A 12,035-nucleotide genomic window follows, 5' to 3' on the forward strand; every position below is an offset into this window, starting at 1 on the left:
ATGCACGGCCTGATGAAGGCTCATGCCTTGAGCGCAGTTTGGTGAGAAACGCTTGCGCGCGACATCGTTTTGCGAAGTGGGCCCCGCACTTGCTGGCGAGACCGCCTCGAAGCCCCGCGGTAGCGTGCAGCATGTCATCGGCGCGCGCGGCGGGCCGCCTACGTCGACGTCACCGCGTCGTCCTCAACGGGTCCGCCGATGCCATTTCGTTACGATCTTCCCGTTTGGTATTCCCGCGAGCGGCCATACCGCCGCGTTGTAGCCAACCTGGCCGCCGCGCTGGCGCTCGCCGCAAGCACCAGCGTCATTGCGCAATCCGCGCCGACGGTCGCCCAGACCCAGCCGGCCGCGCCGGCCGTTACGCTGCCCGCATCGGCCGCCGCCGCGAATACCGCCAGCAGCGCCGCGGACCGGCACGTCGAAAACACGGATCACGCGCAGCCGTCGCCGGTCGTGCCGACGCCGCCGTCCGAGCTGTACGGCGAGCTGTATCGCGACGTCGAACTCGCGCATCTTTACCCGGACAGCAAGACGTTTGCCGATATGTCGCCAGGCGAGCCGCCGGCCCAGGTCATCGCCGACTACGACAGCCAGCGTGCTCAGCCGCGCTTCGACCTGAAACAATTTGTCGAACAGCGCTTCACGCTGCCCCCGCGCGCGCCGAAGCGCTACGCGTCCGATCCTGACGAGAGCGTCACCGCGCACATCGATACGCTGTGGAACGTGCTGCGTCGCGAACCGGACGGGAGCGCGAGCCCGTACTCGTCGCTGTTGCCGCTGCCGTCGCCGTACATCGTGCCGGGCGACCGCTTCGACGAGATCTACTACTGGGATTCGTACTTCATCCTGCTGGGGCTCGACGCGAGCGGCCAGCACGCGCTCGTCGACGACGAGCTGAACAATTTCTCGACCTTGATCGACCGCTATGGCCACATCCCCAACGGCAATCGCACGTATTACCTGAGCCGTTCGCAGCCGCCGTTCTTCGCGCAGATGGTGCAGCTCGTCGCGCGCAAGGAGGGCGATCAGGTCTACGCCCGCTATCTGCCCGAGCTGCGCCGTGAATACGCGTACTGGATGGCCGGCAGCGACCATCTCGCGCCGGGCAACGCGGCGCACCATCTCGTGCGCCTCGCCGACGGCACGCTGCTCAATCGCTACTGGGACGAGCGCGCGGCGCCGCGCGACGAGTCGTACCGCGAGGATGTGATGACGGCGCAACGGATACCGCAACGCGATGCGCGGGATTTGTGGCGCAACCTGCGCGCGGGCGGCGAAACCGGCTGGGACTTCAGCTCGCGCTGGTTCGCCGACGGCAGGACGCTCGCGAGCATCGACGTGACCTCGCTGGTGCCGGTGGACCTGAACTGCCTGATGGTGGACCTCGAACGCACGCTCGCGAAAGCCTACCGTGTGACCGGCGATGCAGGCCACGCCGAGAATCTCGAACTACGTGCCCGGGTGCGCGCCGATGCGATCCGCCGGGTGCTGTGGGATCCGCAACTGCACGCATTCGGCGACTACGACTTCGTGCACCGCACGCTCACGCACCGGCTTACTGCCGCGACGGTGTACCCGCTTTACGCCGGCGTCGCGACACGCAACGACGCGCGCGAAGTGGCGCAGACGATCCGGCGCGATCTGCTGCGTCCGGGCGGTCTCGCGACGACGCGGACCAACACCGGCCAGCAGTGGGACGAACCGAACGGCTGGGCGCCGCTGCAATACCTCGCGGTGATCGGGCTGCGCCGCTATAGCGAGCCGGAGCTCGCGCGCGATATCGCGACACGCTGGATCCGCACCGACGTCGCGTACTACCAGCGCACCGGCAAGCTGGTCGAGAAGTACGACGTCGACGCGAGCGGCAAGTCGGCGGGGGGCGGCGAGTATCCGCTGCAGGACGGCTTTGGCTGGACCAATGGCGTGCTGCGCGTGCTGATGCAGCTCTATCCGGATGCGGTGAGTTCGACGAAGCCGGCCGATCTGCCGGGCGGTGCGGTGGGGGTGTCGGATGCGGCGGCATCGGCGGCGGCCGCGCCGCAGACGTCGCACAGCACGTCGCCCGCGGGCCACTAGTTGCAAAGAGGCGCGCAGCCAGGCCCGCGCGTTCCGAAGAGGTAGTAGCGATACCAGGATGATGGGTTGACTGCCTGGCGGCGGCGCAGCCCGTTACGATGCTTTGGATAGCTCGAACAGACCCTCGTCACCCTGGAAAGCCTCGAAGATGAATCGCAAGCTCGACGTACCATCGGCCGAACCGGTGCCGCCGCAGGCGCAGGCCACGGCGACAGCCAAGGCCGCCCCGCCGGCCGGCGATGAAGCCGCCGCGCATTGGCAGCGCAATCTGTGCGTGTGCGTGTTCGGCTCGTTCACGACCATCGTCGCGATGACGCTGCTGCTGCCGTTCCTGCCGCTCTATGTCGAGCAGCTCGGCGTAAAGGATCATGCGGCGATCGTGCAGTGGTCCGGCGCCGCGTTCGGCGCGACCTTCTTCAGCGCCGCGCTCGTCGCGCCCCTGTGGGGCAAGCTCGCGGACCTCTACGGCCGCAAGCTGATGCTGATCCGCTCGAGCCTCGGCATGGCGGTCGCGATGTCGCTGATCGGCATGGCGCACTCGGCGTGGCAGCTGGTCGCGTTGCGGCTGCTCGCCGGGTTGCTCGGCGGCTATGCGTCGGGCTCGATGATCCTCGTCGCGACGCAGACGCCGAAGGCGCGTTCGGGCTGGGCGCTCGGCGTGCTGTCGTCGGGGATCATGGCGGGCAATCTGGTCGGCCCGCTGATCGGCGGCTTCCTGCCGCCGCTGATCGGCATCCGCGCGACCTTTTGGGCCTCGGGCGCGGCGATCTTCGTCGCCTTTCTCGCGACGGCGTTTCTGATTCGCGAAATGCCGGTTCGCAAGCGCGCGGACAGCGCGCCGAAGCAGGGCGCGTGGGCCTCGGTGGACGACAAGCGGCCGGCCATCGCGATGCTTGCCACGGGTCTGCTGCTGATGGTCGCGAATATGTCGATCGAGCCGATCATCACCGTCTACGTCGCCCAGCTCACGAAGCCTCAAAGCGTGACGATGATCGCGGGCTTCGTGATGTCGGGCGCGGCGCTCGGCAGCGTGATCTCGTCGTCGCGTCTCGGCAAGTTCGCCGATCGCGCCGGGCACTGGAATGTGATCGTCGGCTGCCTCGCCGTATCGGCGGTGTTGCTCGTTCCGCAGGCGTTCGTCACCGCGAGCTGGCAGCTGATCGTGCTGCGTTTTCTGATGGGGATGGCACTGGGCGGCCTGCTGCCGTGCATCGCGAGCGTGATCCGCCATAGCGTGCCGGCGAGCGTGACGGGCGCGATCCTTGGGTACTCGGTGTCGTCGCAATACGCGGGGCAGGTGGCTGGCCCGTTGCTGGGCGGTTTCGTCGGCGGACACGTCGGCATGCGCGCGGTGTTTCTCGGCACCAGCGTGCTGATGGCGCTCGGCGCGCTCGCGAACTGGCGCGTGAAGTCGGGCAGGGCACGGGCAGCGGTGGCGCGCTGATACAAGCCTCCTCGACGGTCAACGCGTTTGCCATTCCGGCGCAAACACCTTTCCCCTGGGCGACCAGCGCCCGCGTAAACCCCAGCGCGCGTCTAGCCAGAACCCGCTTTGCTCCTTTTTTTATTCATGCTACTGTGAATCGCAGTTCGTCAGGCTATGCAAATTTACATTGCGACCAGCCGAGGCGAAGCGGGGGTGGCCTGAGGTCGCCACTCCGCCGGACACACCCCAACGTGTAATCCCGACCAAGGAGAAAGCGCGGTGACGCAGGTTCCGATCGACGGTAGCAACATCGTTTCCGCGCGCGCTTTGTCCCACCCACGTCTGTCCCCGGCGAAATGGTTCGTCAGGGCGGGCGTCGCGCTCATCTATCTGTTCATGCTGAGCCCGCTGATCTTCGTGATCTGGCTGAGCTTCTTCAAGGACGCGATCATCACGTTCCCGCCGTCCGGCTACACGCTGTCGTGGTACGTCAACGCATGGCGTAACGACGCGTTCGCGAATGGTTTCGTGCTGTCGCTGAAGCTCGCGGCCGGCGCCGCGATCGGCGGCGTGGTGCTCGGTGTCGCTGCCTCGCTCGCGCTTGCGCGCTACCGGTTTGCTGGGCGGCGTCTCGTCAGCAACACGCTGCTGCTGCCACTAGTCGTGCCTGGCATCGTCGCCGGCATTGCGACCTATCTGTTCTATCTGCGCGCCGAGAATGCGCTCGACACCGACATCGTCGGCACATTCGGCGGCCTGCTGCTCGCGCATATCTGCCTGACGATCCCATGGACGATCCGGCTCGTCACCGCGAGCCTGGGCCAGCTCGACACGACCGTCGAGGAGGCGGCGCGCAATCTCGGCGCCGGTGCGTGGCGCACGCTGTGGCGCGTCACGCTGCCGATGCTGCGGCCGGCGATCGTCGCCTCCACGCTGTTCGGCTTCATCGTCTCGTTCGAGAACCTCGAGATGACCTTGCCGCTCGTCGGCCCCGGCAAGACGACGTTGCCGATCGCAATCATGCAGTACCTCGAATTCAATCTCGACCCAACCATTGCGGCGGTATCGGCCGCGCAGATCGTGCTGCTTGGCATCGTAATGCTGATCACCGATCGTTTCGTGAAGCTCGGCAAGGTGATCTGATCATGGCTCAGGTATCCCTGCGCAATCTGCGCAAGCAGTACGGTGCGACGACCGCGGTCGCCGACGTGTCGTTCGATATCGCCGAGGGCGAGCTGGTCGCGTTCCTCGGCCCGAGCGGCTGCGGCAAGACGACGACGCTGCGCATGGTCGCGGGCTTCGTCGAGCCGAGCGACGGCGAAATCTGGATCGGCAACACCGAGGTCACGCGGCTCGCACCCGACAAGCGCAATACCGGCATGGTGTTTCAGCGCTATGCGTTGTTTCCGCACATGACCGTCGCGCAGAACGTCGCGTTCGGTCTGGAAATGCGGCGTGTACCGAAGGCGGAGCGCGACACGCGCATTCGCGAGGCGCTCGACATGGTGCGGCTGAGCTCGCTCGCCGAACGCTATCCCCGGCAGTTGTCCGGCGGCCAGCAGCAGCGCGTCGCGATTGCGCGCGCGCTCGCGATCCGGCCCGACGTATTTCTGCTCGACGAGCCGTTGTCGAATCTCGACGCGAAGCTGCGCGTCGAGGTTCGAGAAGAAATTCGCGCGCTCCAGCAGCGTCTCGGTCTCACGACGATCTTCGTCACGCACGATCAGGAGGAAGCACTTGCGATGGCGGACCGCGTGGCCGTCATGCACGACGGACGCGTGCAGCAGATCGGCAGCGCGGACGCGTTGTACGAGCGGCCCGCCAATCCGTTCGTCGCGAGCTTCCTGGGCCGCATGAATTTCCTCGCGGGCCACGTCGACAACGGCCAGTTCATCACCGCGAACGGCGAAAAGTTCACAGTCAACGCGGCCGCGCGCAATGCCAACACGCTCGGCATCCGACCCGAGCGCCTGCGTCTTGCCGCGGCGCCCGAGCACAGCGAAGTGTCGATCCCGGTCAGGCTGGCCGACCGGATCTATCTCGGCGCGACCGTCGAATTGCGCCTCACGAGCGAGCGCGGCCAGAGCCTCGTCGCGCTCGTGCCGAACACCGCGCATGCCGGTGCCGGCGCATGGTCGCCGGGCGACACGCTGCACGCGTGCTTCAGAACCGAAGATTGCCTGCTTTTTTCCGCCTGAAGGACCATAAAATGAGCTATCCCATCACGCGCCGCACGTTTCTGAAAGCTGCTTCCGGTCTGCTCGTCGCTCCGTCGCTCGGTTTCGATCCGCGCACGGCGCTGGCGGCCGACGCTTGCCCCAACGTCGTCGTCGGCACGTGGGGCGGCGATTATCTGAACCTGCTCGAACAGAACATCGGCAAGCCGATCATCGAGGCCGCTGGCGGTCGCGTCACGTACGACTCGGCGGATCAGATCGGCCGCATGACGAAGCTGCGCGCGGAGAAGATGTCGCGTCACGGTTCGCTCGACGTCGCCTGTCTCGCCGACATCGACATGTTCGACGTCAACCGTTCCGGGGTGCTCGAACCGCTCGACACGAAACTGGTGCCGAACTCGGCGCGCACGATCGAAGCGCTGCGCCGCCCGTATTCGATTCCGCACATCTTCAGTGCGATGGTGATCGTCTACAACCCGGAGAAGTTTCAGGCAAAACCCGATTCGCTCGCGGTCGCGCTCGATCCGAAACTGAAGGGACGGGTGGGTTTTTCCGACATTCTGTACAACTTCAACGTGCTGCAGTCTTCGCTCGCGGCGGGCCAGCACAATGGCGACACGGCGGCCGGCATCCAGTTTCTGCGCGAGGTGCGCAAGCAGCAGCCGAAGGTCTATCCGTCGAACGAAACGGTCGCGGCGGCGCTGAAAAGCGGCGAAATCTGGATGACCTGCATGTGGAAAGCGCGCGCGCTGCAGTGGAAAAAAGGCGGCGTGCCGGTCGACTACGCGTTCCCGAAAGAGGGCGGCGTGCCGGTCACGTTCGAGGCCGCCGTGCCGAAGAACGCGCCGACGCGTGCGTGCGGCTTCAACTATCTGAACGCGATGCTCGATCCGCGCGCGCAGGTCGGCTTTGCCGAGACGATGGGCTATGCGCCGACCGTCACCGATGCGGCCTTGCCGCCGACGCTGCAACAGAGCGTCGGCTTCACGAATGCCGAGCTCGATCGCCTCGTCAAAGTCGACTACGCGCGTTTCACCGCGGAAAAACCGGCGCTGCTCGACTTCTGGAACAAGGAATTCAAGCCGGGACTTTGAACCATGACGACGAGCGCACTGAACGCCGCGCCGCGGCGCCGCGACTTCGCCGGGGGCCTGCTCGCTTCGCCCGCCGTACTGGTCGTGCTATTCGTGATCGTGCTGCCGGGCGTGCAACTGGTGCGCTACAGCTTCAATCATTTCGACTCGGTCCAGATGATGCAGGCGGCGTTCACGCTCGAGAACTACGTCCAGTTTCTGACCGATCCGTACTACCACGCGGTGCTGTGGACCACGATCAAGGTGGCCGCGCTGTGCACGGCGCTGTCGCTCGTACTCGGTTTTCCGGTCGCCTATGTGCTTGCTAAAACGCAGAGCCGCTTCAAGAGCCAACTGGTGATGCTGCTGGTGTTTCCGCTGCTGGTCGGCAACGTCGTGCGCGCGGCGGGTTGGATGGTCATGCTCGGCAACGCGGGTTTCGTCAATGCGATGCTGATGGCGCTCGGCCTCGTCGATCAACCGGTGCGGCTGCTGTATACGCCGTTCGCGGTGGTGGCCGGCACCACCGCCCTGGTTCTGCCGTACATGATCCTGACCTTGCAGAGCGTGCTCGAAGGCCTCGATTTCTCGATCGAGGAAGCCGCGCGCAATCTCGGCGCGAGCTTCGCTCAGACGCTCGCGCGCGTCGTGCTGCCGATCGCGGCGCCCGGCGTCGCGGCCGGCACGATGCTCGTGTTCATTCTGTGCATGAACGCGTACGCGACACCGGTGCTGCTCGGCGGCACCGGCATCACGATGATGACGCCGGCAATCTACGACCAGATCGCCAAGGCGAACAACTGGCCGTTCGGGGCCGTGCTGTCGATCGTATCGATGGTCGTCACGTTTGCGCTGGCGCTGTTGTCGCACTGGATCATCCAGCGGCGCTACGCGAAGACGATGATGACCTGAACTGACAGGGCGCGCCGCGGGCTGGTGTGTGGGATGCGCCTCTCCTTAATTCTTCTTCCTGAAGGAACGACAGATGCCAATCCTCACCGACAAGACTCGCGCTTACCGTCACGACCTGATGCAAAAACTGATGGAACGTCAGCGAGTCGATGCGCTGATCTTCACGTCCGCCGACTTCTTCCAGTGGGCGACCAATTTCCACGTCGACGTGCAGACCTGGGAGCGGCCGATCACCGTGTGCGTGCCGCTGTCGGGCGAGCCGTTCGCGATCATGAACGAGCTGTCGACGCATCACGTGATGATGGCGCGCGAGCGCGGACATCTGTGGCTCGACGATATCTCGTTCTACTCCGAGCATCCGCGCGTGGTCGAGCGGCAGCCGCTACTCGCGGAAGTCCCGGAGCTGATCGCCGCGCGTTTGCGTGCCGCCGGGCTTGGCGTATCGCGAATCGGCGTCGAAGCCGCCGGCGGTCCGCTCGGCCGCGCGGCGGCGCTGCTGCCGGACGCGAAGTTCCTGCCGATGCTCGCCGAGCTGCGCTCGTTGCGCTGGGTCAAGCACCGGGAGGAGATTGCCATCATGCGGGCCGCCGCAAGCCTCGCCGATTGGGTGCAGGACCGCTATCGCGAGAACATTCGGCCCGGACGGCTCGTTCAGGAACTTGACTATCAGATGGCCACCCTGATGGTGACCGAAGGCGCGCGCCGCTTTCCTGGCGAGAACCTCGAAGTGATGCGTTGCTGGACCTTGTCGGGACCGGCATCGGCGTCGCCGCACGGCGACGGTGCGTCGTGCGGCGCGCAGATCAAGGCGGGCGACGGTCTGGTCAATATCGTGATTCCGCGTTTGAACGGTCTCGTGATCGAGAACGAGCGCACCTGGTTCTGCGGCAAACCGAGCGCCGAGCAGGCGCGTTTTCATGAGGTCGCGCGCGCGGCCAACGAGGCGGCCGTCGCGGCGGCCGTCACGGGTCAGCCGGTTTCGGGTATCGACGCGGCCGCGCAGGCGGTGATCGAGCAGGCCGGCTGCGCGAAGTACATCCGTCATCGCACGGGGCATGGCATGGGCATCATCGGTCACGAGTATCCGGACGACATGGCGTTCAATCACCGCGCGCTGCTGGACAACGAGGTGTACTCGGCGGAGCCCGGCATCTATGTGTACGGCCTCGGCGGTTTCCGGCTCGACGATTCGGTCGTGACCGGCCCGACGCCGGAGCTGCTCACGAAGACCCCTCGCACGCTCGCGCACGCGACCATCGATTGAGTCGCGCAGCGCGCGACACCCTTCAACGTTGCAGATGACCCGGATCTTGTACCGGGAGGAGACCTGATGGAGTCGATTCTGTTCTCGCACTGCGCGCTGCTCGATCCGGCTGCCGGCGAATTGCGTGAGGACCACGCGGTGCTGGTGGAAAACGGACGCATCCAGGAGGTCTCGGACCGGCCGATCCGCAGCGCGTCCGCACGCGAAATCGACCTGCGCGGCAAGACGCTGATGCCTGGCCTGATCGATTTGCACGTGCACGTGCATGCGACGCAGCTCAATCTCGCGGCACAGGTGAACTTGCCGAACGTGCTGGTCACGCTGAAGTCGTTGCCGTTGTTGCAAGGCATGCTTCGGCGTGGCTTCACGACAGTGCGCGATGCGGGCGGCGCGGGCTTCGCGCTCAAACAGGCGTTGGAACAGGGTCTCGCCGAAGGTCCGCGCCTGTTCGTGTCGGGCCGCGCGATCAGCCAGACCGGCGGACACGGCGACATGCGCGGCCGCAGCGACTACATCGGCACCGATAGCCCATGCGCGTGTTGCGCGCGGGTCGGCGCGATATCGCGTGTCGCCGACGGCGTCGATGCCGTGCGTCGCGCGGTGCGTGAAGAGCTGCAGATGGGTGCCGACCAGATCAAGATCATGGCCTCGGGCGGCGTCGCCTCGCCCACCGATCCGGTCGGCGCATGGGGTTATTCGGAAGACGAGATCAGGGCGATCGTCCACGAGGCGCGGGCGCGCGGCACCTACGTGCTCGCGCACGCGTACACGGCCGAGGCGATCGCGCGCGCGGTACGCTGCGGCGTTCGCACGATCGAGCACGGCAATCTGGTCGACGAAGCGGCTGCGCGGGTGATGGCCGAGCACGGCGCGTTCGCGGTGCCGACGCTCGTCACCTACGACGCGCTCGCGAACGAAGGCGAAGCGCTCGGCCTGCCCGCCGACAGCGTCGCGAAGATCGGGAGCGTGCGCCAGGCGGGCCTGCGTTCGCTCGAAATCTTCCGCGCGGCGGGCGTGCCGATGGGCTTCGGTAGCGATCTGCTCGGCGAATCGCAGCGTCTGCAAAGCGATGAATTCCGCTTGCGCAGCGAAGTGCTGACGCCGCTCGAAATCCTGCGCAGCGCAACGGTGGTCGGCGCGCAGGTGCTCGGCCAGGTCGGGCAGCTCGGGCAGATCACGGCAGGCGCGCACGCCGACATGCTCGTCGTCGACGGCAATCCGCTTGCGTCGCTCGACTGTCTGCTGGGGCAGGGCGAGCGCATTCCGGTCGTGATGAAGGGCGGTAGAATCCATGCCTTTGATTTGCCGGCGTGACATGCGCAGCGCTCGCTTGCGAGCGAGGTTGACAGCGGGGAGCGCCGGCGGCCCGTGCAATCCGGAGAGAACGGATGGACTTTCGGCACATCGACGCATTCAGGGCGCTGATGCTCACGCGCACGACGACTCGCGCCGCGCAGGTCATCGGCACTTCGCAGTCGGGCATCAGCCGCCTGATTACCGATCTGGAGCGCTCGACCAGTCTCACGCTGTTCGATCGCAGCCGCGGCCGGCTCGAACCGACCGTCGAAGCCCTGGCGCTGTTCGAGGAAGTCGAGCGGCGCTATGCCGGCCTGGACAACATCCGCGAGTTCGCGCTGAGCTTGCGCAATCCGTCGACCGCGGTGATTCGCGTGGGCTCGGTCGTATCGTTCGGGCTCGGCTACTTCGCGCGCGTCGTGGCGAACTTTCATCGGCGGCATCCGGCCGTGCAGATTGCGTTGACGACCGGGGCATCGTCGCTGATTCGCGATCAGGTGGTGTCGCGTCAACTCGCGCTCGGTCTCGTCACGAATACCGTCGACGTGACCGGCACCGATTCGACCGCCTTCGCGCAGCTCGACGCGATCTGCGCGTTGCCGGCCGGTCATCCGCTGGGCAAGCGCAAGGTCATCAAGGTGGCGGATCTGCGGAATCAGCCGATCGTGTCGTACGATCTGCCGGACCTCGTGCGTTGGGGCATGGATCAGGTGTTCGCGACCGGTCAGCTGCAATCGCAGGTGGTGGCGACCGCGCCGTATTCGGTCAACATCGCGACGATGGTCAAGGAAGGCCTCGGCATCGGTTTGCTGCATCCGGTGTCGGCGTACGACTTTCTCGATTCGAATCTGATCTTGCGCCGCTTCGAGCACGCAATGCCTTTCTACACGCTGAAGATCACGCCGCATGGCGCCGCGCCGGCTCCGCATCTCGACGAATTGTCGAAGGTGATGGAGGAGACGCTCGAAGAAGTGCTGGCGGCCGTGAATACGCGCTTGACGGCAGCGAGCTGACCGATTGCCGCCATGTTCCAGATGTACTCCGAAGGCACGACCGCGAAACTCGATGACGCGCTGCTGCCGAACCTTGCCAACGTGATTCCGCAGTTTCGTCGCAGCTACGCGGTCCCGCACATCTTCAGCGCGCTCGCGCTCGTCTACGATACCGACAGGGTGCGCACGCGCCCGGACGGTCTCGCCGCGCTGCTGGACCCTCAATTCAAGGGCAAAATCGGCCTGGTCGATGATCAGTATGACTATCTGACGCTCGCGGGCGCGCTTGCCTCGGGTGGGCAAGCGAACGATCTTGCGCTCGGGCAGAAGTATTTGCGCGCACTGCGCGAGGCATCGCCGCGAGTGTATCCGTCGGTCGATGCACTGGCGTCGGCGCTCAAGAGCGGCGAGATCGTCGTGACCGTCACGTGGAAGGCGCGCACGCTGCAGTGGAAAAAGGCGGGCCTCGCGGTCGATTACGTGTTCCCGAAGGAGGGCGCATTACCGGCCACGTTCGAGGCCGCCGTCACCGCGGGCAGTAAATCGTCCGCCTGCGCGTTTCCCTATCTGAATGCGATGCTCGATCCGCGTTCCCAGCGCGCGTTCGCCGAATCGATGGGCTACGCGCCGACGATCACGAACGCGAACCTGCCGCCGTCGTTGCAACAGGCGGTGGGCTTCTCGGGCAAGGAGCTGGAGCGGATCGTGCCGGTCGACTTCGCGATGCTGATGAAACACAAAACGGAAATGCTCGACTTCTGGAACAAGGATTTCCGCGCTGGACTTTGACCCTGAGGCTCCGCACATTTCTGCCTGCAA

Annotated in this window: 10 protein-coding genes; all 10 read left to right on the plus strand. The window is 65.7% G+C overall.

Annotation, left to right across the window (positions count from 1 at the left end):
• Window positions 1-198: 198 nt before the first annotated feature.
• Window positions 199-2,076, plus strand: coding sequence for an alpha,alpha-trehalase TreA (gene treA / locus OKW27_RS04295; protein WP_429332650.1), 1,878 nt, complete (start codon window positions 199-201; stop codon window positions 2,074-2,076).
• A gap of 148 nt (window positions 2,077-2,224) precedes the next feature.
• Window positions 2,225-3,520 (plus strand): MFS transporter, encoded by a 1,296-nt coding sequence (locus tag OKW27_RS04300; RefSeq protein WP_429332651.1) that lies wholly within the window; start codon window positions 2,225-2,227, stop codon window positions 3,518-3,520.
• A 261-nt stretch (window positions 3,521-3,781) separates the two neighbouring features.
• Window positions 3,782-4,645, plus strand: a complete 864-nt coding sequence (locus OKW27_RS04305) for an ABC transporter permease (RefSeq protein ID WP_429332652.1) — start codon at window positions 3,782-3,784, stop codon at window positions 4,643-4,645.
• Window positions 4,646-4,647: 2 nt separating this feature from the next.
• Window positions 4,648-5,700: an ABC transporter ATP-binding protein gene (locus OKW27_RS04310; protein WP_090810833.1), complete on the plus strand. Its 1,053-nt coding sequence runs from the start codon at window positions 4,648-4,650 to the stop codon at window positions 5,698-5,700.
• 11 nt (window positions 5,701-5,711) lie between these two features.
• On the plus strand, window positions 5,712-6,773 hold the full coding sequence (locus tag OKW27_RS04315) for an extracellular solute-binding protein (RefSeq protein WP_090810835.1): 1,062 nt from the start codon (window positions 5,712-5,714) through the stop codon (window positions 6,771-6,773).
• Between the two features lie 3 nt (window positions 6,774-6,776).
• Window positions 6,777-7,664 (plus strand): ABC transporter permease, encoded by an 888-nt coding sequence (locus OKW27_RS04320; protein WP_429332653.1) that lies wholly within the window; start codon window positions 6,777-6,779, stop codon window positions 7,662-7,664.
• Between the two features lie 73 nt (window positions 7,665-7,737).
• Window positions 7,738-8,928 carry a M24 family metallopeptidase gene (locus tag OKW27_RS04325; protein WP_429332654.1) on the plus strand — a complete coding sequence of 397 codons (1,191 nt, stop codon included), beginning with the start codon at window positions 7,738-7,740 and terminating at the stop codon, window positions 8,926-8,928.
• Window positions 8,929-8,994: 66 nt separating this feature from the next.
• Window positions 8,995-10,242 carry an amidohydrolase family protein gene (locus OKW27_RS04330; RefSeq protein ID WP_429332655.1) on the plus strand — a complete coding sequence of 416 codons (1,248 nt, stop codon included), beginning with the start codon at window positions 8,995-8,997 and terminating at the stop codon, window positions 10,240-10,242.
• Window positions 10,243-10,316: 74 nt separating this feature from the next.
• Window positions 10,317-11,237, plus strand: coding sequence for a LysR substrate-binding domain-containing protein (locus tag OKW27_RS04335; protein WP_090810843.1), 921 nt, complete (start codon window positions 10,317-10,319; stop codon window positions 11,235-11,237).
• A 12-nt stretch (window positions 11,238-11,249) separates the two neighbouring features.
• Window positions 11,250-12,005: an ABC transporter substrate-binding protein gene (locus tag OKW27_RS04340; protein WP_429332656.1), complete on the plus strand. Its 756-nt coding sequence runs from the start codon at window positions 11,250-11,252 to the stop codon at window positions 12,003-12,005.
• Window positions 12,006-12,035 lie beyond the last annotated feature (30 nt).

The organism is Paraburkholderia sp. 35.1, assembly GCF_050436525.1.
GTDB lineage: Bacteria > Pseudomonadota > Gammaproteobacteria > Burkholderiales > Burkholderiaceae > Paraburkholderia > Paraburkholderia tuberum.